At 70.0% G+C, this 21,992-nt stretch carries 16 protein-coding genes; 6 read left to right on the top strand and 10 right to left on the bottom strand.

Translation table 11 applies throughout. The annotated features are described in order from the left end of the window. Positions 1-111: 111 nt before the first annotated feature. Complete coding sequence (locus tag VF139_11900; protein HEX6852093.1) at positions 112-1,452, top strand: TolC family protein; 1,341 nt, start codon at positions 112-114, stop codon at positions 1,450-1,452. A 3-nt stretch (positions 1,453-1,455) separates the two neighbouring features. Next, positions 1,456-5,631, top strand: a complete 4,176-nt coding sequence (locus VF139_11895) for an efflux RND transporter permease subunit (GenBank protein ID HEX6852092.1) — start codon at positions 1,456-1,458, stop codon at positions 5,629-5,631. Here VF139_11895 and VF139_11890 read toward each other — a convergent pair. Together VF139_11890 and VF139_11885 are read right to left on the bottom strand one after the other, a co-directional pair. Continuing rightward, positions 5,621-6,826 carry an RNA polymerase sigma factor gene (locus VF139_11890; protein HEX6852091.1) on the bottom strand — a complete coding sequence of 402 codons (1,206 nt, stop codon included), beginning with the start codon at positions 6,824-6,826 and terminating at the stop codon, positions 5,621-5,623. The two genes, VF139_11895 and VF139_11890, sit on opposite strands and share 11 nt — an antisense overlap. Continuing rightward, entirely contained in the window at positions 6,823-7,176 is a 354-nt protein-coding gene (locus tag VF139_11885) for a YciI family protein (protein ID HEX6852090.1), read from the bottom strand. The genes VF139_11890 and VF139_11885 overlap by 4 nt, the downstream gene beginning before the upstream one ends. A gap of 128 nt (positions 7,177-7,304) precedes the next feature. Here VF139_11885 and VF139_11880 point away from each other — a divergent pair, with 128 nt between their 5' ends. Further along, the gene (locus tag VF139_11880; GenBank protein ID HEX6852089.1) at positions 7,305-9,065 is read left to right on the top strand and encodes a serine/threonine-protein kinase; all 1,761 of its coding nucleotides are present in this window, start codon (positions 7,305-7,307) and stop codon (positions 9,063-9,065) included. On the opposite strand, the gene VF139_11875 is transcribed toward VF139_11880, so the two are convergent. The 3 genes from VF139_11875 to VF139_11865 all read right to left on the bottom strand — a co-directional run bounded on the left by VF139_11875 (position 9,062) and on the right by VF139_11865 (position 12,396). Then, the gene (locus tag VF139_11875; GenBank protein HEX6852088.1) at positions 9,062-9,940 is read right to left on the bottom strand and encodes a hypothetical protein; all 879 of its coding nucleotides are present in this window, start codon (positions 9,938-9,940) and stop codon (positions 9,062-9,064) included. The two genes, VF139_11880 and VF139_11875, sit on opposite strands and share 4 nt — an antisense overlap. A 150-nt stretch (positions 9,941-10,090) precedes the next feature. Further along, on the bottom strand, positions 10,091-10,213 hold the full coding sequence (locus VF139_11870; protein ID HEX6852087.1) for a hypothetical protein: 123 nt from the start codon (positions 10,211-10,213) through the stop codon (positions 10,091-10,093). Between the two features lie 5 nt (positions 10,214-10,218). After that, entirely contained in the window at positions 10,219-12,396 is a 2,178-nt protein-coding gene (locus VF139_11865; GenBank protein ID HEX6852086.1) for a glutamine synthetase III, read from the bottom strand. A 134-nt stretch (positions 12,397-12,530) separates the two neighbouring features. Between VF139_11865 and VF139_11860 the strand changes: the two genes are divergently transcribed. After that, the gene (locus VF139_11860) at positions 12,531-14,237 is read left to right on the top strand and encodes a thrombospondin type 3 repeat-containing protein (GenBank protein ID HEX6852085.1); all 1,707 of its coding nucleotides are present in this window, start codon (positions 12,531-12,533) and stop codon (positions 14,235-14,237) included. A gap of 16 nt (positions 14,238-14,253) precedes the next feature. Next, the gene (locus VF139_11855; GenBank protein HEX6852084.1) at positions 14,254-14,919 is read left to right on the top strand and encodes a class I SAM-dependent methyltransferase; all 666 of its coding nucleotides are present in this window, start codon (positions 14,254-14,256) and stop codon (positions 14,917-14,919) included. Here the strand turns inward: VF139_11855 and aceA are convergent. Then, a complete protein-coding gene (aceA, locus tag VF139_11850) occupies positions 14,916-16,142 on the bottom strand; it encodes an isocitrate lyase (GenBank protein ID HEX6852083.1) in 1,227 nt (408 codons plus the stop codon). The two genes, VF139_11855 and aceA, sit on opposite strands and share 4 nt — an antisense overlap. A 2-nt stretch (positions 16,143-16,144) precedes the next feature. After that, on the bottom strand, positions 16,145-17,752 hold the full coding sequence (aceB, locus tag VF139_11845) for a malate synthase A (GenBank protein ID HEX6852082.1): 1,608 nt from the start codon (positions 17,750-17,752) through the stop codon (positions 16,145-16,147). A 157-nt stretch (positions 17,753-17,909) separates the two neighbouring features. Between aceB and VF139_11840 the strand changes: the two genes are divergently transcribed. Continuing rightward, positions 17,910-19,349, top strand: a complete 1,440-nt coding sequence (locus VF139_11840) for a short-chain fatty acyl-CoA regulator family protein (GenBank protein ID HEX6852081.1) — start codon at positions 17,910-17,912, stop codon at positions 19,347-19,349. A gap of 57 nt (positions 19,350-19,406) precedes the next feature. Here VF139_11840 and VF139_11835 read toward each other — a convergent pair whose 3' ends face one another. The 3 genes from VF139_11835 to VF139_11825 all read right to left on the bottom strand — a co-directional run bounded on the left by VF139_11835 (position 19,407) and on the right by VF139_11825 (position 21,848). After that, complete coding sequence (locus VF139_11835; protein ID HEX6852080.1) at positions 19,407-20,150, bottom strand: hypothetical protein; 744 nt, start codon at positions 20,148-20,150, stop codon at positions 19,407-19,409. Between the two features lie 136 nt (positions 20,151-20,286). Continuing rightward, positions 20,287-21,000: a zinc metallopeptidase gene (locus VF139_11830; protein HEX6852079.1), complete on the bottom strand. Its 714-nt coding sequence runs from the start codon at positions 20,998-21,000 to the stop codon at positions 20,287-20,289. 149 nt (positions 21,001-21,149) lie between these two features. Continuing rightward, the gene (locus VF139_11825; protein HEX6852078.1) at positions 21,150-21,848 is read right to left on the bottom strand and encodes a hypothetical protein; all 699 of its coding nucleotides are present in this window, start codon (positions 21,846-21,848) and stop codon (positions 21,150-21,152) included. Positions 21,849-21,992: the final 144 nt, after the last annotated feature.

Genomic DNA, 21,992 nt, shown 5'->3' with positions numbered 1-21,992 from the left:
GCTCGGGACGCTCGCCGAGGAGCGGTCGTTCGGCTTCGCGTTCGAGGAGCTCGCGGACCGCGTCGTCGCGTTCACCGCCGCGGGGATCCGCGGCACCGCGGGAGGCATCGCATGATCGCCGCAGGTCTCCTCCTCGCCCTCGCGTCGACGGTTCCCGTCGAGGCCCCGGCCATCTCCGGCAAGCTCACCCTGGAGGACGCCGTCAAGCTCGCGCTGACCCACAACCGGGACCTCCAGAAGGCGGTGGAGGAGCGTCGCTCGGCGGACGGGAAGCTGAAGGAAGCGTGGGGAGAGGCCCTCCCGCAGATCGACCTCGACGCCTCCTACACGCGCCTGGGCTCCGAGAGCGGGTTCAACATCCTCGACCCCGCGACCGGCGAGAACGTCTTCATCCGGTTCGGCTTCCTCAACAACTACCGCGCCGAGCTCAGCGTGACGCAGCCCCTGTTCCAGGGCGGGCGCGCGGCGGCGGCGCTGCGCGCGGCCCGCCTGTACGACGTGTTCGCCGACACCCTGGTCCGCCAGGCGACCGAGCGCGCCGTGTACGACGCGACCGTCGCCTATTACCGGGTGTTGCTCGTCCAGGAGCAGTCCAAGGTCGCCGAGAACTCGCTGCGGCTGACGGAGTCGCTCCTGAGGGACGTCGAGACGAAGCGGAAGTACGGCGTCGCGTCGGACTTCAACGTCCTCCGCTCGAAGGTGGAGGTCTCGAACGCGAGGGCCCTGAGGGTCGCCTACAAGAACCAGCTGCACACGGCGGAGGCGGACCTCTTCCGGGTCCTCGGCGTGTCCCAGCAGAGCGCGGTCGAGCTCGTGGAGACCCTCGCGTACCGGCCCGAGTCCGCGGACGAGACGGCCGCCGCGGAGGAGGCGCTGCGGCAGCGCCCCGACCTCCTCCGCGCGGACCTCACGACCAAGCTCAGGGAGCAGGCGGTGAAGGTCGCGAGGTCGGAGTTCTTCCCGCGGCTGGAGGCCTTCTTCCACGAGACCTACGCGAAGCCCGACCCCGTGCTCTCGACGCAGAACACGTGGGGGGACACGTGGCAGGCGGGGGTGACCCTGTCGTTTTCGGTCTTCGACGGCGGCCGTCGCTCGGGCCGCCTGATGCAGGAGGAGGCCGCCCGCCGGCAGGCGGAGCTCGACCGGGACGACGCGCGGGAACGGGCGCGCTACGAGGTCCGCCTCGCGGTGGCACGCGTGCAGGACGCCGCCGAGGCGGTGGACGCCCAGCAGGCCAGCCTCGAGCAGGCCCGCGAGGGGCTGCGCCTGGCGGAGGTCGGCTACCGGGAGGGGACCCTCGACCAGGTCGACGTCCTCGAGGCCCGCGCCGCGCTCGTCCAGGCGCAGACGCTTTACTTTACCTCGCTCCACGCACACGCCGTGGCGCGGCTCGACCTGGCGCTCGCGAGGGGGTCGCTCGTGGCCCCGGCCGCGGACGCCGGGGGGAGGTAGGTCATGTGGATCTCCGACACCTCCATCCGGCGCCCGGTGACCACGATCACCGTCATGGGCGCCCTCGTCATCTTCGGCTGGCTGGCCTTCCGCGGGATGGGGATCGACGCCTTCCCCAACGTCGAGCTGCCCACCGTGACCGTCCGCACGATCCTCGTCGGAGCCTCCCCGGAGGTGGTGGACCAGGACGTCACCGATCCCCTCGAGGAGCAGATCAAGGCGATCGCCGGCATCAAGACGCTGACCTCGCAGAGCTTCGAGGGGTTGTCCTTCATCACCGTGGAGTTCGAGCTCGACAAGGACATCGACGTCGCCGCCGCCGAGGTCCGCGCGAAGGTCAACCTCGCCCGCGAGTTCCTTCCCGACGACGTGAAGGAACCGATCGTCGACAAGTTCAACATGGCGAACTTCCCCATCATGTGGCTCTCGGTGGGCGGAACCGCCGACTACGGGACCCTCGTCTTCTTCTCCGACAAGGTGGCGAAGGAGCGGCTGCAGTCGATCCCCGGGGTCGCGAACGTGTGGCTGGGGGGCCTTCGCGACCGCGAGATCCGCATCTGGCTCGACCCCCCGAAGCTCGAGGCGCGCTCGCTCACCGCGCAGGACGTCATCCAGGCGATCCGCACCAAACACGTCGAGCTCCCCGGGGGCCGCATCGAGACCGCCGAGCGCGAGCTGACGGTGAAGGTCGAGGGGGAATACGGCTCGGTCGAGGAGCTCAGGCGCCTGGTCGTCTCCGAGCGCGGCGGGGTCGTGACGCGCCTGGAGGACGTCGGCCGCGTGGACGACGGCTTCAAGGACCTGCGCTCGATCGCCTACTTCAACGGGCGCCCCACGATCGGTCTGGGGATCCGCAAGCAGTCCGGCGCCAACACGGTCGCCGTCGCCGAGGCGGTGAAGGCGAAGATCCCCGAGCTGCGCCAGCTCCTTCCCGCGGGCGTTCACCTCGACATGGCCTACGACTCCTCCACCTTCATCAAGGGATCGATGGAGGGGGTCCAGCACGACATCGTGTTCGGGATCCTGCTGACCGCGCTGATCATGTACCTGTTCCTGCGCGAGTCGCGGACGACGCTGATCAGCGTCGTGTCGATCCCGATCTCGCTCGTCGCGGCGTTCACCGTGATGAAGGCGCTCGACTTCACCGTGAACAACATGACCATGCTCGCGATGTCGCTCGCCGTGGGGCTCGTCATCGACGACGCGATCGTCGTCCTCGAGAACATCTTCCGCCACGTCGAGGAGGGTCAGGAGGCCCGCGAGGCGGCGCGGCGCGGGACCGCCGAGGTCGGCTTCGCCGTCCTCGCCGCGACCTCCTCGATCGCCGCGGTGTTCATTCCGGTCGCCTTCATGGAGGGGCTGATCGGCCGCTTCTTCTACCAGTTCGGCCTGACGGTCGCGGTGACGATCGTCGCCTCGGCGCTCGTGGCGCTGACCCTCACCCCGTACATGTCCTCGCGGATGCTGCGCGTCGGCGCGACCCACACCCGCTTCTACCGCACCCTCGAACGCTTCTTCGAGGGGCTCGAGTCCCGATACCGCGGCCTTCTCGAGTGGGCCGTCGTCCGCCGGTGGACGACAGTGGCCCTCGCGGTCGTCGCGCTCGCCGGCGGCCTCGTTCTCGCGACTCAGGTGAAGGGGGAGTTCACGACTCCCGCCGACCAGTCGAGCTTTTTCATGACCTTCGAGCTCCCGACGGGGACCTCGATCGACCAGACGAACCTGCGCCTGAAGGAGCTCGAGAAGGTGCTCTTCGCCCTCCCCGAGGTCGAGAGCGGGTTCACCGCGGTGGGGCTCAACGACTCCGGCGAGGTCAACCAGGGGATGATGTTCATCAACCTGGTGCCGAAGGGGGATCGCGAGAAGTCGCAGTTCGTCGTGATGGACGAGCTGCGCGCGGAGTTCGCGAAGTTCCCCGACATGATCTCGCAGTTCCAGACCTTCGATCAGTTCGGGGGCGCCGGGCGCAACACGGCGATCGCGCTCGTGCTCCAGGGTCCCACGACCCGCGAGCTCGCCGCGGTCGCCGAGAAGATCAAGGACGACCTGAGGCGCTCCGGCGGCCTCGTGGACATCGACAGCGACCTGCGGGTCACCAAGCCCGACGTGAAGGTGACGGTGAATCGCGGCCTCGCCGACGATCTCGGGGTGGACGTCCAGTCGATCTCCGGGGAGATCTACGCGATGTTCGGCGGAGTCGAGGCGGCGAAGTTCAAGGACGGCGGCTACCGCTACGACATCCGCGTCCGGGCCCTGCCGCAGTACCGCAAACGCGCCGAGGACCTGCAGCGCCTGTCGGTCCGCGCCCGCGACGGCTCGCTGATCAAGGCCCCCAACCTGATCTCCGTCGAGGAGGGGGTCGGCCCGAACGCGATCAACCGCTTCGACCGTCGGCGCTCGGTGACCCTCTACGCGAACGTGACCGGAATCGCCGAGAACGAGGGGCTCGAGCGCGTGCAGGCCGCCGTCGACCGCCACCTCCCGCAGGACGGCCGCTGGTCCACGCGCCTCACCGGCCGCTCGCAGACCGCCGCCGAGTCCTCCGCGGCCCTCGTCACCGCCCTCGTGCTGGCGCTGCTCATCATCTACATGGTGCTCGCGGTGCAGTTCGAGTCGTTCGTGCACCCGTTCACCGTGATGTTGTCGCTTCCGTTCACGATGGTCGGCGTCTTCGGGGCGCTGCTCCTCACCGGGAAGACCCTGAACATCTTCTCGTTCATCGGCATCATCATGCTGATGGGGATCGTGACCAAGAACGCGATCCTCCTGATCGACTTCGCGAACCAGCAGCGGGAGAAGGGGGTGGACAAGGTCCGCGCGATGCTGATCGCGGGGCCGATCCGCCTGCGCCCGATCCTCATGACCGCCGCGTCGTCGTTCATCGGCATCGCCCCCGTCGCCTTCGCGCTGTCGGAGGGGGGCGAGACACGGGCGCCGCTCGCCGTCGTCGTGATGGGCGGCGTGTTGACCTCGACCCTCCTCACCCTCGTCGTGATCCCCGTCATCTACCTGATGTTCGACGACGCCGCGGCGTGGTTCGCCCGGCTGTTCGGCCGCTCCTCGAAGGATGCTCCCGCCATGAAACAGACCGTACTCCCGCTCCTCCTGATCGCGGGCCTGACCGTCACCGGCGCCGCCTGCACCGCCGAGAAGGCGGACGCCCCGCCGAGCACGCCGAAGTCCGAGGCGCTCGATCCCCAGAAAGTCGAGACGGCGGCGGTCGTGCTCCGGGACCTGAGCCCGATCGTCGAGACGACCGGCACGCTCGTGCCGAAGCGCCACGCGGAGCTGCGGGCGCTGTCCGAGGGGCGGATCGACGACCTCCCCGTCGACATCGGCCGGCGCGTTTCGGCGGGGCAGGTGCTGATGCAGGTGCGCACCGCGGAGTACCGCAACGCCCTCGAGCAGGCCGAGGCGGCCCACGCCCGCGCGACGGCGGCCCTCGCCGACCGCGAGCGTGAGAAGCGAAGGATGGAGGGGCTGTTCAAGGAGGGCTCGGCGACCGAGCAGATGCGCGACCTGGCGGCGAGCGCGCACGAGGAGGCCGTCGCGTCGCTGAACGAGGCGAAGGCGCACGTCTCGCAGGCGCGCCAGGCTCTCGACGACGCGACGCTCCGGGCCCCGTACGACGGCGTGATCACCGGGCGCTCCCGCCAGCGCGGCGAATACGTCGCGCGAGGCGACGTCGTGGTCGAGATCATGGACCTCTCCGTGCTCGAGGCGGAGATGGAGGTTCCGGAGCCCTACGCGGGGCGGATCCCCCTCGGGCTCGCCGTCTCGGTGAAGACCCGTTCGGGGAGCGACAGCGTCCCCGGGAAGGTCGTCGCGGTGAACCCGAAGGTCGATCTCGTGACGCGCACGTTCCGCGTGAAGATCGAGGTGGACAACCGCGAGGGGACGCTCCAGGCGAACCTCTTCTGCACCGCGACCCTGGAGCTCCCGGCGGTCGCGGGCGTGCCCGCGGTCCCGGCCGAGGCGCTGCAGCGAGACGAGGGGCGCTCGTTCGTGTGGCTCGTCGAGGGCGGGAAGTCCATCCGCCGCGACGTGCGCGAGATCGGCCGCGACGAAGGGTTCGTCTTCGTCGAGGACGGGCTCAGGGGCGGAGAGCAGGTGGTCGTCGCCGGCGGCGGCGGGTTGCACGACGGGGCGGAGGTCGCGGTCGCGAGCGTCAGCCGTTGAGCCGTCGGGTGAGGTACCGGCGCTCCGCCTCGTTGGGAGCGCACTCGAGCGCGCGCCGGTAGGCCGCCGCCGCCTCGTCGCGGCGGCCGAGGCGCCGGAGCAGGTCCGCTCGCGCCGCGTGGTACGGGAGGAAGGAGGTGACCCGTGCGCGCAGGTCGGGGCGGTCGAGCAGGCGCAGTCCGACCTCCCACCCCTCCGCGAACGCCACGGCCACCGCGCGGTTGACCTCGACGACGGGGGACGGCGCCGCGCGCGCGAGGAGGGCGTAGAGGATCGAGATCTCGCGCCAGTCGGTCTCGGAGGCCGTCGTGGCGCGGGCGTGCACGCCGGCGATCGCGGCCTGCAGCGTATGGGGTCCCGGCGGAGCGCGGCGCAGCGCCCGCTCGACGAGGACGAGCCCCTCGAGGATCTTCCCCCGGTCCCAGCGGGTGCGGTCCTGGTCCTCGAGGAGGACGAGGTCGCCGGCGGCGTCGACGCGCGCCGCACGCCTCGAGTCGTGCAGGAGCATCAGCGCGAGCAGCCCCTCGACCTCGGCGCGTCCTTGGAGCAGGGCGTCGATCAGGCGTCCGAGGCGGATCGCCTCGTCGCAGAGGTCGGCGCGCACGAGGTCGCGCCCTTCGGTCGCGGCGTACCCCTCGTTGAAGATCAGGTACACGACCGCAAGCACCGCGTCGAGGCGCGCCGGGAGCGCGCCGGGCTCCGGGACTTCGTAGGGGATGCCCGCGTCGAGGATCTTCCGCTGCGCGCGCACCAGACGCTGCGCCATCGTCGGCACCGGCACGAGGAACGCGCGCGCGATCTCCTCGGTCGTGAGACCGCACAACGTGCGGAGGGTGAGCGCGACCTGCGCCTCGAGGGCGATCGCGGGGTGGCAGCAGGTGAAGATCAGCCGAAGCCGGTCGTCCTCGACGGCGGCGGCTTCGATCTCGTCCGGGGAAATCGCGGGCTCCGGGGCCGCGTCGAGGGGGGCCGTGCGCGAGCGGCGTCGCAGGCGGTCGATGGCCTTGTTCCGCGCGGTCGCGGCGAGCCAGGCGCCTGGATTCGCCGGGGCGCCCTCGCGCGGCCACTGCTCGAGCGCCGCGACGCAGGCGTCCTGCATCGCCTCCTCCGCGAGGTCGAAATCGCGCACGACGCGCAGCACCGCGGCGCGCACGCGCGGCCCTTCCTCGCGGAAGAGGCGGGAGAGGTCGCTCAGGCCGGCAGCTCCATGATCGGGCGGATCTCGATCGTGCCCATTCGCGCGGAGGGGATGCGCTCGGCGATGGCGATCGCCTCGTCGAGGTCCTTCGCGTCGACGAGGTAGTAGCCGCCGAGCTGCTCGCGGGTCTCGGCGAAGGGGCCGTCGGTGACCAGGCGCTTGCCTTCGCGGACGCGCACGCACGTCGCGGTGTCGGTCGGCTGGAGCGGATCTCCGCCCAGCAGGTTCCCGGACTTCTTGATCGACTCGGTGAACGCCATGTACTCGCCGAAGATCGCCCCCTGCTGGTCCTCGGGGATCGACATCCAGGCCTTCTCGTTCTCGTAGATCAGGAGCAGATAACGCATTCGCAGCCTCCGGGAAAATTGGGGACCGTCCCCATTTACAACGAGTCATCGCGGCGGGATCGCGGTTTTCGACCGTCCCCCCGAAAAAAGTTGGCGCGAATGTAAAGGCGTCGTAAAACGCGCGGGACATGGTCGTGAGCGGCGTGACCGATCTTCCTGCGGGAACCAGGCTGGGGGCGTTCGAGATCGAGGAGCTCCTCGCCTCGGGGTCGGCGGCACGCGTCTACCGCGCGCGGCAGGCGTACCTCGATCGCCCGGTCGCGCTCAAGGTCTTCGAGAAGGTGCGGTTCGCACCGCGTCACCACGCGCGACGCTTCCTGCGCGAGGCGACGGCCCTCGCGCGCCTCGAGCATCCCCACGTCGTCCCGATCTACCACGCGGGCGAACACGGCGCGTGGGTGTACTTCGCGACGCGGCTCATGGAGGGCGGCACGCTCGCCGACGCCGCGGGACGGGGTGTGTCGGCGTGGGAGGCGCTGGCGTGGGCCACCGACGTCTGCGACGCCCTGGCCTTCGCGCACGAGCGTGGGATCGTGCATCGCGACGTCAAGCCCTCGAACGTGCTGCTGGACGACGGCGAGGCCTACCTCGCCGACTTCGGACTCGCGTTCGTGCGCGACCGGTCCCGGTTGAGCGAGCCGCGCCACGTACTCGGCACGCCGCTCTACATGTCCCCGGAGCAGGCGCGCGGGGAGGAGGTCGGGCCGGCCTCGGACTGCTTCTCCCTCGCCGTCGTGTTGCTCGAGCTGCTGTGCGGACGTCACCCCGTGTTCGGCGACGCGCCGCCGCCGCGCGACCTCCAGGAGACGCTGCGCCGCATCGCCGGGATGGGTGCGCTTCCCCTCGACCGCCTGGCGGGGGTCGTCCCGCCGCAGACGAGGCATCTCTTCGAGCGGGCGCTCCATCCGGAATCGACGGCCCGCTATCGCGACGCCTCGCGGATGCTCGAGGACCTCCGGAAAGTCTCGGAAGCGGTCACGATCGGCGAGGCGCGGTCGCGGATCGTCGCCGTCGCCGCCGAGTCCGCCGCGGCCGAGATCTCCGCCTCCGCCGAGTCCGATCCGACGCTCACGCTCGATCCCGCGCTGCTCGCGGGACGATACCGCCTGGAGGCGGTCATCGGGGAAGGAGGGCAGGGGATCGTCCATCGCGCCTTCGACACGGTCCTGGGGCGCGCGGTCGCCATCAAGGTCCTCCACCCGCACCTGCGGGACGATCCGCACACCCTCGCCGCGTTCCGCTCGGAGGCGCGCACGGCGGCGGGGCTGAGCCATCCGGGGATCATCGAGATCTACGACTACGGGATCGCGGAGGGGACCCCGTACATCGTGATGCCGTTCGTGGACGGGCCCGGCCTCGACGTCCTGATCCGTGCCGGCCGTCCGATGTCCTCCACGTTGTGCCTCGAGGTGCTCCGCAACGTCGCGGGCGCGTTACGGTACGCGCACGGGCGGGGCGTCGCGCACCTCGACGTCAAGCCGGCGAACATCCTCCTGCTCACGGTTCCCGGTGACGATCCCGCGGCGGTGCTGACCGACTTCACGATGGCGCGATGGACGGGGCGGAGCGGCCAGGCGTCCGGATTCACCCCCGCGTACGCCTCGCCGGAACAGCTCACACGGCTCTGCGAGCCCGGGCCCGCGAGCGACTGGTTCTCGCTCGGGGTCGTGTTGTGGGAGATGGCGACGGGTCGCCTGCTCTTCCACGCGGATCCGGGTGGGCTGAGGGGAGCGGCCGGCTCGCGTCCCGTGCCTCCGCCGTCCCGTCTCGCGCCGGGCGTGCCCGCCTGGATCGACGCGGTGGTGACGGCTTGCCTCGAGCGGGACGCGGCCGAGCGGGCCGCCCGAGTCGAGGGGGTGATGCAGCGAGGAACGGGTGGCGGCGGTTAACGCGCCGACCGGGCCCCGGCAAACCTCGCCACCTGCTTCCGATACCAGGGATTCGCCGGGTCCATCTCCACCGCCTGCCTCGCGGTCGCCGCGGCACCCTCGCGATCTCCCCGGAGAAAGAGGATCTCCGCGAGCGTGTCGAGGACCTGCGCGCGCGCGGCGCCTCCCTCGGACTTCTCCACGCCCCGGCGGGCGAAGGCCTCGGCCTCCGCGAGGTTGACCTTCTGCCGGGCGCACCACCACGCGTATTCGTTCAGCCCGTCGGCGGACTCCTGCCACCCCGGCGCCATCGCGTCCTTCTTCAGCGCGGCCGCCCGGACGGGGTCCTTCGCGACGTGGAGCGCCTCGAGGACGAGAAGCTGCGCCCGCAGCGCCACGAGGTCGGGGTCCTGGATCGATGCACTCGCCTCCATCGCCTTGGACAGGAACGGCGCGACGATCGCGGGGTCCTCCTGCTGCTCTGCGAGATCGGCGAGGGCCGCCGCGGCGCGCAGGTGCGCCTCGGGAGTCGTCGCGGCGCCGTCGCGCACGATCGCGGCCTGCCCCAGCACCTGCGCGACGGTGAAGTCGCGGTTGGGAACGCCGCGCGCCATTGCGAAGAGCAGGTCAACCGCGTGTTCGGCCCGCAGCCGGGGCTCGACGCGCCCCGCCTCGCGGATCCAGCGCGCCGACTCCCCCCAGTCCTTGCGTGCGTCGGCGAGGCGGGCGAGGGCGAGCGCGTCGTTCGCGCTCGGTTGCTGCTGGAACCGCGCGCGCCGGTCGGTTTCGGTGACGGGATCGGAGAGCGCGACGCCCAGCCGCGCGATCCAATCTCCGGGGCCGCGGTACCCCGACCAGTGGTCGATCAGCGCCCCGTCGGAGGGACGGATCAGCACGAACGCGGGGAGCCCCTCGACGAAGTAGCGGTCGGCGGCGGCGCCGCCCTCCTCGCTGTTGGCGTCGACCTTCTTCAGGACGACCCGCTTCAGCTCGGAGACGACGGTCGGGTCCTCCTTCGCCGCACGGGCGAAGCGCGCGCAGGCCGGTCAGGTGTCGCTGTAGAACTCGAGGAGGACGGGGAGGCCTTCGACCGCCGTCGGCGGCGCGGCGGACCGCCCGCAGGAGAGGGCGGCCGCCGCGACCACGAGGATCGGAATCGTTCGACGCATCCGGCCTACTTGATGAACAACATCTCGCGATAGGTCGGAAGCGGCCACTTCTCGCTGGGGACCAGGTACTCGATCGCGTCCCCGGTGTCCCGCAGCGCGTTCATCGCCGGGACGACCTTGTCCCGGAAGTGCTTCGCGTGGTCGAGGGCCGAGCCTCCGGAGTGCTCGAGCTCGTGCTCGAGGGCGTCGGTCCGCTTTCTGAGGTCGCAGACGAGGTCGCACAGCTTCTTGAGGAGCTTCGTCCCCTCCGTGCACTCCGCCCCCGCGGCCTTCGAGGCGCTCACGGTGTCGGCGATCGCCTTCTGGTACTCGAAGGCGGCCGGCAGGATGTACCGGTTCGCCATCAGCACCATCGTCTGCGCCTCGATGTTGACGGTCTTGTTGTACTGCTCGAGAGCGATCTCGTAACGCGCCTGGAGCTCGCGCTCGTTGAGGACCTTGAACTTCTCGAACGCCCTGAGGACCTCGGGCTTCACGAGCTCGGGGAAGGCGTCCACGGAGTTGCGCAGGTTCAGCAGGCCGCGTTTTCCGGCCTCGATCTCCCACTCCTTGGCGTAGCCGTTGCCGTTGAAGATGATGCGTTTGTGCTGCTTGAGCAGGCCGGGGAGGAGCTTGGCGACCGCTTCCTCGAGCTTCTCGCCGTTGGAGACGGCCGTCTCGAGCTCTCCCGCGATGGAGTCGAGCGACTCGGCGACCGCGACGTTCAGCGCGATGTTCGGGAACGCGATCGACTGGTTCGACGACACCGCGCGGAACTCGAACTTGTTCCCGGTGAAGGCGAACGGCGAGGTGCGGTTGCGGTCCCCCGCGTCACGCGGGAGCTGCGGGAGCGTCGAGACGCCGGTGTGCAGGAGGCCTCCCTGCTTCGTGGTCTTGGCGCCTCCCTGCTCGATCTGCTCGAGGACCTCCGTGAGCATGTCGCCCAGGAAGACCGAGATGATCGCCGGGGGCGCCTCGTTGGCGCCGAGGCGATGATCGTTCCCCGCCGAGGCGATGGACATGCGAAGGAGCCCCTGGAACTTGTCGATCGCGCGGACGACCGCCGCGCAGAAGACCAGGAACTGCACGTTGTCGTGCGGCGAGTCCCCGGGGCTCAGGAGGTTGTTCCCGAGGTCGTCGGAGATCGACCAGTTGACGTGTTTACCGGAGCCGTTGACGCCGGCGAACGGTTTCTCGTGGAGGAGAGCGGCGAGCCCGTACTTGGGCGCGATGCGTTTGAGCGCCTCCATCGTCATCATCTGGTGATCGGTCGCGACGTTGGCGTTCTCGAAGATCGGGGCGACCTCGTACTGGCTCGGCGCGACCTCGTTGTGCCGCGTCTTCACCGGCACGCCGCAGCGGTAAAGCTCCGCCTCGACGTCCATCATGCAGGCGAGCACGCGCTCGGGGATGTGGCCGAAGTACTGGTCCTCGAGCTCCTGGCCCTTCGGCGGCTTCGCCCCGAACAACGTCCGCCCGCAGTGGATCAGGTCGGGGCGGTTGAAATAGAAGATGCGGTCGATCAGGAAGTACTCCTGCTCGGGGCCGCAGGTCGCGACCACGCGCGAGGCCTTCGAGCCGAAGAGCTTGAGCACCCGGACCGCCTGCGCGGAGAGGGCCTCCATCGAGCGGAGCAGCGGGGTCTTCTTGTCGAGCGCCTCGCCGGTCCACGACACGAAGGCGGTCGGAATGACGAGCGTCGTCCCGTTCGGGCTCTTGAGCAGCCACGGCGGAGAGGTCGGGTCCCACGCGGTGTACCCGCGCGCCTCGAAGGTGGAGCGCATGCCCCCCGACGGGAAGCTCGACGCGTCCGGCTCGCCCTTGATCAGCTCCTTGCCGCTGAAGTCCGCGACCGCGCGGCCGTCGGCGGTGGGCTGGAAGAACGAGTCGTGTTTCTCCGCGGTCGTGCCGGTGAGGGGCTGAAACCAGTGCGTGTAGTGGGTCGCGCCGTGCTCGACCGCCCACTCCTTCATGCCGGAGGCGACGGCATCGGCGGCGGAGGGGTCGAGGGGTGCGCCGTGCGCGATGGTCTGTCGAAGGGCCTGATAGACGGGCTTCGGGAGCCGGGCGCGCTGGACCTCGTCGTTGAAGGTCAGGCTCCCGTACTCCGCGGGATTGAAGATGGAGGTCGCCTTGGCCGGCCCCTGGCTGGTATGCCAGTCCCGGATGGCCTTGATCGCTTCCTTGGAAGCTGCAGAGCCCATCGTTTTTCCCTTTCTTTTTGGTGGGTCAGGCGGACCCGCGCATTATGACAAGCGGCTCCAAGCCCCGCCGGACGCCGCTTGCACCCACCCGAACCGGGGACGATGCTTGGAGCCGGCCGCTCCGGAGACCCTCCATGCCGCACCGTTCCGTCGTCGCGCTCCTTCTCCTCGCGCTCGCCGCGCCGAAGGCCTCGGCCGGAGTCCGGGAAACCGCCGAGCGGACGTGGATTCACGGGATGACCGGGGAGATCGCCCTCCGGGAGGTGGGCCGGGACGGCGTCCCCGAGCTGCTTCGGCTGCTTCGGGATCCGTCGTTCACCCGACGCGACAACGTGGTCGCGATGCTCGCGTATCTCGGAGGCCCGGAGTCGACCCCCGAGCTCGTGGCGTTCCTCGAAAACCCCGTCGCATCCCCCGCGATTCCCGAGGAGGACCGGGCGCTTCTGACCGCCCCCGAGGCGCTGGGCCGCATCGCCGCGCGAGGGGACGGCGCCGCGCTTTCGTTCCTGCTCGCGACCGCAACCCCGGGCGGCGGCCCCCTCGACGGCGCCGTCGCGCGCGGCGCCTACGGCCCGTCGACGCGCGACGACCTCGTCGAGCGGGCGATCCGCGCCCTGGCCTTCACCGGTTCCGCCGAGGCGCGCTCCCGACTCGAGGCCCTCGCCGCCGACCCCCGCCTCGGGCGATTCGCCCGGGGGGCGCAGGAGGCACTCGTGGCGCCGGCCGACCTGGCGCCGGGCGTCCCGTCGGAGCCTCCCGTCGAGGCCGCTTCGGTTGCCGACCCCTCCAACGCCTCCCACGACAACCGGCTGACCTTCGCGAACCACCCCGACCTCAACTCGCCGATGACGGCCTCGACCCTCGACCTGCGCCTGGCCGACGCGTCGCTGAGGGCGGGGCGCGGCGACAACGCGACCGACGTCGCCTGCTGCATCCGGGTCGTGCGCAGCGGCGCGGCGCAGTCCTTCGGCACGGCGGGGGACGGGCTCGACGCGATCGACACGCAGGACGAGCTCACGCAGGTCCTCAACGCCGGCACGGCGCGCGTGAAGATCGTCCGCGCGATCAACTACTGCGGCGGCGCGGGGACGAACATCATCGGCTGCGCGTACACGCCCGGGAACGGGATGGCGATCGTGCGCTCGGGGAGCTCGGGGACCGAGTCCGTGGTGTGGCTCCACGAGTACGGTCACAACGCCGGACTCGGCCACAAGGGGGACGCGAGCTTCATCATGTACCAGTCCACGGACGGGACGAACAGCGTCCTCGACGCGACCGACTGCGCCGCGTTCCACGCGCCGCCCCCCTCGACCCAGGCCGACCTCGTCACGACGATCGCCTGCACGAAGGACGGCGACGACCTCGCGGCGCCGGTCGACAACTGCCCGGCCCTGTCGAACGGCGGCCAGCAGGACGTCGACGGCGACGCGGTCGGCGACGTCTGCGACAACTGCCCGACGACCGCGAACGCGAACCAGGCGGACGGGGACGGGGACGGGATCGGCGACGTCTGCGAGGTCTGCCTCGTGGGGAGCGGCCCCGACCCGGACAACGACGGCGTCTGCGGCGGATCGGACAACTGCCCGAGCGCCTCGAACGCGACCCAGCTCGACTTCGACGGAGACGGCATCGGCGACACCTGCGAGTGGGCGCTGCTCGCCTCGGACATCGACCTCTCGGGAAGGGTGGACGGAGTCGACCTCGCGCGCTTCGGCCGCGCCTTCGGCTCTGCCACCGGCCAGCCGAACTACGACGCCGACTGCGACCTCACGCGCAACGGCATCGTGGACGGCAACGACCTCGCGCAGCTGGCGAGCTGGTTCGGGAGGCTCGCGGGCTGACGGCATAATGGCGGGCATGGACGACCGCGAGGACATGCGCCGCCGCGCCCTCGAGTCCCACGCGAACGGGGACGCGACGGGCTGGTTCGACGAGCTCTACCGTTCCGTCGACGGGGACTGGTCGAGGATCCCGTGGGCGAAGCTCGCGCCCAATCCGCACCTCATCGAGTGGCTTGCGTCCGAGGCGCCCGGGGCCGATCGGTCCTGCCTCGTCGTCGGCTGCGGGCTGGGGGACGACGCGGAGGCGCTGGCCTCCGCGGGGTTCGACGTGACGGCGTTCGACGTCGCCCCGACGGCGATCGCGACCGCGAAGCGGCGGTTCCCGAAGACGGCGGTCCGCTACGAGGTCGCGGACGCCCTGGCGCCGCCGGCGTCCTGGGCGGGGCGGTTCGCCTTCGTCTTCGAGTCGTACACGCTGCAGGCGCTCCCCGTGGAGGCCCGCGCCGTCGCGATACGTTCGATCGCCGGGTTCGTCGCCCCGACCGGGAGGCTCCTCTTGTTGTGCCGTGGCCGCGAGGACGAGCCCCCGTCGCCGCACCCGCCCTTCCCGCTCTCCGACGCCGATCTCGCCGGGTTCCTCGAGCAGGGCCTCGTCGTTCGCTCGTTCGAGCGGTTCATGGACGCCGAGGAGCCTCCGGTGAGGAGGTTCCGGGTGGTGTACCGGCGGGGCGGAACTCCCTAGAACTGCTCCTTCTCCGTCGAGTCCTTCAGCGCGACCGTGGACGCCGTGCCCCCCGAGATCACCTGGGCGACCTCGTCGAAGTATCCGGTGCCGACCTCGTGCTGGTGGCGGGTCGCGGTGTAGCCGTCCTTCTCCGCGGCGAACTCCTCCTGCTGGAGCTTCGAATACGCGGCCATCCCATGGTCGCGGTATCCGAGCGCGAGCTCGAACATCCCGTAGTTGAGGGCGTGGAAGCCGGCGAGGGTGACGAACTGGAACTTGTACCCCATCGCGCCGAGCTCGCGCTGGAACTTCGCGATCGTCGCCTCGTCGAGGTGTTTTCTCCAGTTGAACGACGGCGAGCAGTTGTAGGCGAGCATCTTCCCGGGGAACTTCGCGTGGATCCCCTCGGCGAAGCGGCGCGCCTCGTCGAGGTCGGGGTGCGAGGTCTCGCACCAGATCAGGTCGGCGTAAGGCGCGTAGGCGAGGCCGCGGGCGATCGCCATGTCGAGGCCGCCCGTGATCCGGAAGAACCCCTCGGGCGTGCGCTGGCCGGTGCAGAACGGCTTGTCGATCGGGTCGATGTCCGAGGTCAGCAGCTTCGCGCTGTCGGCGTCGGTGCGGGCGATGAGGACCGTCGGCACGTCGCAGACGTCGGCGGCGAGGCGTGCGGCGGTGAGCGTCCGGATGAACTGGGACACGGGGATCAGGACCTTCCCGCCCATGTGCCCGCACTTCTTCTCGGAGGCGAGCTGGTCCTCGAAGTGCACTCCGGCGGCCCCCGCCTCGATCATCGCCTTCATGAGCTCGAAGGCGTTGAGGGGACCGCCGAATCCGGCCTCGGCGTCGGCGACGAGGGGGACGAACCAGCGGCGCTTGGCGCCGCCCTCCGCGTGCTCGATCTGGTCGGCGCGCTGGAGGGCCTGGTTGAGGCGCTTCACGAAGCGCGGGACGCTGTCCACCGGGTAGAGGCTCTGGTCGGGGTAGGTCTGCGCGGAGGTGTTCCCGTCGGCGGCGATCTGCCATCCGCTGACGTAGATCGCCTCGAGGCCGGCGCGCACCATCTGCACCGCCTGGTTCCCCGTGATCGCGCCGAGGGAGTGCACGTACGAACGCGTCGTCAGGAGGTCCCACAGCCGGCGGGCGCCGAGGTCGGCGAGGGTGTGGGCGATCCGCACGCTCCCGCGCAGGCGCTGGACGTCCTTCGAGGTGTAGGGGCGTTCGATTCCCTTGAAGCGGTCCATCGTCAGGCCTCCCGGGTCAGGACGTCGTAGGCAGGAAGGGTCAGGAAAGGAACGAAGGGGTCGGCCGCAGCGACCTGCTCGAACAGCGCGGCGGCGTCGTCGAACCTGCGGCCGGCGAGGTCGCCCGCCTCGCGTTTCACCGCGGTGATCTCCTCGGCGACGATCGTCGCGAGGAGCTCGCGGGTGACGGGGCGGCCGTCCTCGAGCAGGGCGGCGTGGCGGATCCACTGGGCGATCTGCGTCCGCGAGATCTCCGCGGTCGCGGCGTCCTCCATGAGGTCGTACAGCGGCACGCACCCCGAGCCGCGAAGCCACGCCTCGAGGTACTGCACGCCGACGCGCACGTTCCAGCGGAGTCCCTTCTCCGTGCGCGTCCCCTGCGGGACGGCGAGGAGGTCGGAAGCGCCGACGTGCACGTCCTCGCGCCGTTTGTGCAGCTGGTTGGGAGTCGGCATGTGCTCGTCGAAGATCTCTTTCGCGACCGGGACGAGTCCGGGGTGCGCCACCCACGTTCCGTCGTGGCCGTCCCGCACCTCGCGCTGCTTGTCGTGGCGGACCTTCTCGAGGGCGACGCGGTTGGCCTCGGCGTCGCGCTTGATCGGGATCTGCGCGGCCATGCCCCCCATCGCGTGGATCCCGCGGCGGTGGCAGGTCTTGACGAGGAGCTGCGTGTACGCGCGGAGGAACGGCTGCTCCATCGTGACCTGCGCGCGGTCGGGGAGGACCGCCCAGGGGTGGGCGAGCAGCGTCTTGATGAAGCTGAAGATGTAGTCCCAGCGCCCGCAGTTGAGCCCGCCGGAGTGGTCGCGCAGCTCCCAGAGGATCTCGTCCATCTCGAACGCGGCGGGGAGGGTCTCGATCAGCACCGTCCCTCGGATCGTTCCGTTGGGGATGCCGAGCGCGCGCTGCGCGTGGACGAAGACGTCGTTCCACAGCCGCGCCTCGAGATGGCTCTGCATTTTCGGGAGATAGAAAAAGGGGCCTGACCCCTTTTCCAGCAGTGCCTTGGCGTTGTGGAAGAAGTAGAGGCCGAAGTCGAAGAGGGATGCGGGGATCGGGCGGCCATCGACCTCGGCGTGTTTCTCAAGCAGGTGCCAGCCGCGCGGGCGGGCGAGCAGGACCGCGGTGCGCGAGGCCAGGCGGTAGGACTTCCCCGTGTCGGGGTCGTCGTAGGTGATCGTGCCGCGGACGGCGTCGAAGAGGTTCCCCTGGCCGAGGACCACGTTCTCCCAGGTGGGGGAGTTGGCGTCCTCGAAGTCGGCCATGAAAACGGACGCACCCGAGTTCAGGGCGTTGATCACCATCTTCCGGTCGACGGGACCGGTGATCTCGACGCGGCGATCCTCCAGGCCCTTCGGGATCGGTGCGACCGTCCATTCCGACTCTCGGATCTCGCGCGTCTCCTCGAGGAACGCCGGCATCTCCCCGGCGTCCCTTCGAGCCTGCACCTCGCGGCGGCGCTCGAGGAGCGCCTCGACCCGGGGCCGGAAGGTGCGGGTGAGCTCCGCGACGAAGCCGAGAGCCTCGGCGGTCAGGATCCGCTCCCCTCCGACGGGGATAGGGGCCCGAAGGTGCACGTCGGGGGAGGGCGAGGATCGGGGGGAACTCATGGACGGGCGTCCTCCGGGGGATCGGATGCCGCGGGACATCGGTAGGGTCCTGACAAATCGGTTCCAGCGCAACGAAAGGGTCGAAGTTCGTGGGTCAAGGAAGTCGGAGTTGGAAAACTTGTGGCTGTGAATCTGTCAAGGCTGTAAATATCCGCGTGTGAAGAGTGACGCGGCCCTCCGCCTGGGCGCCCGGATCCGGACCCTCCGGCGCCGCCACCAGCTCACCCAGGTCCGCCTCGCCGAAAAACTCGGGATCTCGGCGAGTTACCTGAACCTGATCGAGCACGGACGCAGGACGATGAGCGCGGAGCTGCTCCTGCGGCTCGCGCAGCACTTCCGCCTCGAGTTGAAGGAGCTCGCGGGAGAGGACGAAGAGCACACGGTCGCCGACCTCCTGGAGGCGTTCGGCGACCCGATCTTCGAGTCGTACGCGCTGACCTCGGCCGACGTGCGGGTGCTGGCCACCCAGGCTCCCGGCGCGGCGCGGGCGCTCCTCGGGCTCTACGAGAGTTACCGGGCCACGAGGGAGTCGGCGCGAAGCCTCGCCGAGCGGGTGGCGGAAGGGGGGGAGCTCGCCGGAGTCGGTGACTTCCGCCTCCCGGGCGAGGAGGTGAGCGACCTCGTCCAGCGGCACATGAACTACTTCCCGGACCTCGAGGAGGCGGGCGAGCGGCTCTGGCGCGACGCGCGACTTCCGGGGGACGACCTCTTCACCGCCCTCGCCAAACACCTGCGCGACGCCCACGGCGCGGCGGTGAAGATCGAGATGGTGCAGGCGATGGGCGGGGCGGTGCGCCGGTGGGACCCGGAACGCCGCGAGCTCCGGCTCTCCGAGGTGCTTCGCCGAGGCTCGCGCAACTTCCAGCTCGCCCATCAGATCGGCCTGCTCTCGCAATCGGCGACCTTCGAGCGGATCTCGGTCGATTCGGGAATCGCGAACGTGGAGTCCAAGGCGCTCGCCCGCGTCGCCCTCGCCAACTACTTCGCCGCGGCGGTGCTGATGCCCTACGAGCCCTTCGTGAAGGCCGCGCGCGAGGAGCGCTACGACATCGAGTTGCTCGGCCACCGCTTCCGCACGCGTTTCGAGCAGGTCTGCCACCGCCTCACGACGCTGCGCCGGCCGGGCGCCGAGGGGGTGCCGTTCCACCTCGTGCGCGCCGACGTCGCCGGGAACATCTCGAAGCGGTTCTCGGGTTCCGGGATCCGTATCGCGCGGTTCTCGGGGGCGTGCCCTCGCTGGACGCTGCACGCGGCGTTCCTCACGCCGGGGATGTTCCGCGTCCAGACCTCGCAGATGCCCGACGGGACGACCTTCTTCTGCTTCGCGCGCACGATCCGCAAGGACGGCGGGGGCTACCACTCGCTCCACGCGATGCAGGCGATCGAGATGGGCTGCCCGGTCGAGTTCGCACGGGAACTCGTCTACTCCGACGGGGTGGATCTCGAGAATCCGGCGGCGGCGAAGCCGGTGGGCGTCACCTGCCGCCTGTGCGAGCGCAGCGACTGCGAGCAGCGCGTCTTCCCGCCGCTGCAGGCGTCGATGAAGGTGGACGAGAACGTGCGCGGCGTGTCGTTCTACGCTCCGGTCAGGAAATAGGGGAGGTCCCGCTCGTCCGACCGAGGCCGTGACCACCGTCCCGGTACGCGCCGTACGTCACCACATGCAGGTGGCATGATCGGTCGTCGCGGGATCGACGAAGTCGAAGGTGACGCATCCACCGGATACCGTGGCGATCGCCGCGGTTTCCCCTCCGACCTTCAGGATTCCCGCGCCCGAGTCGAGCTCGACGCGGGCCGACACGGCGGGGATGCCCGGCACCTGGAATTCGATCGAGTCGCTCCGCAAGGACCAGTTGCAGTGGGAGGTTCGCAGGCTCAACTGCAGGTCTTCGGTGTTGCCGGCGGCATCCGTGTAGATGCGGCCGCTCAGCTTCCACGCACCGTTGCCTTGGTTCACGTTCGCGTAGGCATCCCACACGGAAAGGAAAGAGCTGTTGTCGTTCCCGGGCTCGACGCGGAGGTCGAACGGCATCTCCAGCCCCGGCCCCCCACCCGGGAGGTACGCCATGGTGCTGAGGGTGATGGTCGTGAACTGGTAGTAGCTCCCGTAGTAGTAACCGGACTGATCGAGCCGCACGCAGGAGCCGGTCACGCCGCCGCCGAGGTCGTACGTCGACGGGCAGGCGGACGAAAGCGGCCACACTCGCATCACGGTGCCGCCCGCCGCGAGCGCCAACGGGGCCTCCTCGAGGCCGAGCACTGCGGCGGCGACGCGCACGGCCTCTCCCCCATCCGAGCTCGGCCCGAGGACGTGGTTGGTGGCGTTGCAGGCGATCGAGGTCATGAGCACGACGGCGCAGAAAAGCCGGCGAGGCGGAATCCCGATCATGAGCGTCATCCTCCCAGCGGGTGGAACGGCTGTGGAGGACGGTACCTGGCTACGGCGAATCCGCTGGTTTCTTTTTGATGTTGGGTGGGGAAGATGCGGGGTCAGGTCGACCGGTTGATCGGTCAGGCCTGACCCCGTCGCGTCGTCAGTCGTCGCGTCGCCCGCCGAAAAGGCCCAGGGCGTACGCCCAGTAGAGCAGCGTCATGATCGACGTGATCGCGGCGGCGACGTAGGTCAGCGCGGCCGCGTCGAGCACCTTCTTGGCGCCGGCCCACTCCTCGGTCGAGACGTACCCGCCCGATTGCAGCGTCGCGAGCGCGCGCTTGCTCGCGTCGAACTCGACGGGAAGCGTGATGAGCGTGAACAACGTCGTCGTGGCGAAGAGGACGACGCCGATCATGCCCACCGTCTGTCCCGTGGCGGAGGCCGCGCCGCCGAGGAACAGGGCCGCCATGATCACGAACATCGACAACCCGCCGCCGATGTTCGCGACGGGGACCCACGCGGAGCGCCACTTGAGGGGCGCGTAGGCGCGGGCGTGCTGGATCGCGTGGCCGACCTCGTGCGCGGCGACGCCGAAGGCGGCCATGCTGCGGCCGGCGAACACCGGCTCGCTCAGACGAAGGGTCTTGGTTCGCGGGTCGTAGTGGTCGGTCAGCGATCCCTGGATCGCCTCGACCTCCACGTCGTGGATCCCGTTCTGCGCGAGAATCCGGCGGGCGACGTCGGCCCCGCTCATGCCGGAGCGGGTGGCGAACTGGCTGTACTTCGCGAACGTCCCCTTGACCTTGAACGAGGCCCACAGGCTCAGGACCAAACCGGCTCCGACCACGAGCCAGTAGATCGGGTCGAAAAACATGGCGAGACTCCTCTCGTCGTCTCCGGGAAGCCCGGAGTTCCTTCATGCGTGGAAGGAACTAAGACGCTATCCCGCCAAGGCAAGGTCCGCCACGCCCCCGTCAGGCGGCGGTTCGGGGAACCGGGGCCAAAAAGCCCGAAACGGGGGTCCTACCAGGCGCAGACCGTCGAATCGGTGAGCGTCGCGTCGAGGAAATTCACCGTGGTGCAGCCGCCGGACACGGTGAGTGTGGCCACGGTGCTTCCGTTCTGCTTCACCGGACCGGTTCCGGTCCCGAAATCCAAGGTCAACGAGAAGCCGGCCGAAGGCTGCTCGAGCATGAGGGACTGCGCGGTCGAGTGCCAGGTCCGGTCCAGCAGTTCCATCGTTGCGGACGCCGACTGCACCGAGCCCGAGGCGTCCGCGGTGACACTTCCGTTGGCGGCGAGGTAGTGGTTGGTCTGGTTGCACCCGATGTACGACTCCAGGGCTTGCGCGGTGAATTCGTAGGCGTCTCCCTGACCCGGGAACGCGTTGATGCCGATCTCGACTTGGCAGGACGGGGCCGAAGTCGGCGAGCCCGTCACCCAGAAGCTGACACCGTTCTGGAATGGCACGCAGTTGGCGGTGAGGCCCCCGCCCAGATCGACCGCGTCCGAGCACTGCCCCGACGACGTCAACGCGACCGAGCGCGTCGTGAGATCCGCGGCCAGGAGCGCCATCGGAACCTGTCGGGCAGCCTCGGTCACCGCCTGCTGGGGGACCTGGGCGGTGGATCCGCCGACCGTGTCATCCGCGCCGTCGCAGGCAGCGGCCACGAAGGACAAGGCGAGGATCGCGGCGAGTCGGAGACTGTCCTGCATGTTCATGTTGGGACCTCCTGACGGACTAACGAGCTTCGCGGGCTTGAGGGGTCAAACCACGGCGCGTGCGCGTCGCCGCCGTGCGAGGAGCGTCGAGCCGTGCGAGATCGACCCGGCACCCGTCCCCCTCTCGATGCGGGTCGTGAACCC

The sequence above is a fragment of the Candidatus Polarisedimenticolaceae bacterium genome, from assembly GCA_036376135.1.
GTDB lineage: Bacteria > Acidobacteriota > Polarisedimenticolia > Polarisedimenticolales > DASRJG01 > DASVAW01.
Note: the sequence above shows the minus strand (reverse complement) of the source record. Positions and strands in the feature narration are given on the sequence as shown.

Coding starts and splice junctions, on each gene's coding strand:
- VF139_11900 (HEX6852093.1), top strand. CDS start 112: ATGATCGCCGCAGGTCTCCTCCTCGCCCTCGCGTCGACGGTTCCCGTC.
- VF139_11895 (HEX6852092.1), top strand. CDS start 1,456: ATGTGGATCTCCGACACCTCCATCCGGCGCCCGGTGACCACGATCACC.
- VF139_11860 (HEX6852085.1), top strand. CDS start 12,531: ATGCCGCACCGTTCCGTCGTCGCGCTCCTTCTCCTCGCGCTCGCCGCG.
- VF139_11835 (HEX6852080.1), bottom strand. CDS start 20,150: ATGACGCTCATGATCGGGATTCCGCCTCGCCGGCTTTTCTGCGCCGTC.
- VF139_11830 (HEX6852079.1), bottom strand. CDS start 21,000: ATGTTTTTCGACCCGATCTACTGGCTCGTGGTCGGAGCCGGTTTGGTC.
- VF139_11865 (HEX6852086.1), bottom strand. CDS start 12,396: ATGGGCTCTGCAGCTTCCAAGGAAGCGATCAAGGCCATCCGGGACTGG.
- aceB (HEX6852082.1), bottom strand. CDS start 17,752: ATGAGTTCCCCCCGATCCTCGCCCTCCCCCGACGTGCACCTTCGGGCC.
- aceA (HEX6852083.1), bottom strand. CDS start 16,142: ATGGACCGCTTCAAGGGAATCGAACGCCCCTACACCTCGAAGGACGTC.
- VF139_11855 (HEX6852084.1), top strand. CDS start 14,254: ATGGACGACCGCGAGGACATGCGCCGCCGCGCCCTCGAGTCCCACGCG.
- VF139_11885 (HEX6852090.1), bottom strand. CDS start 7,176: ATGCGTTATCTGCTCCTGATCTACGAGAACGAGAAGGCCTGGATGTCG.
- VF139_11870 (HEX6852087.1), bottom strand. CDS start 10,213: ATGCGTCGAACGATTCCGATCCTCGTGGTCGCGGCGGCCGCCCTCTCC.
- VF139_11880 (HEX6852089.1), top strand. CDS start 7,305: ATGGTCGTGAGCGGCGTGACCGATCTTCCTGCGGGAACCAGGCTGGGG.
- VF139_11825 (HEX6852078.1), bottom strand. CDS start 21,848: ATGAACATGCAGGACAGTCTCCGACTCGCCGCGATCCTCGCCTTGTCC.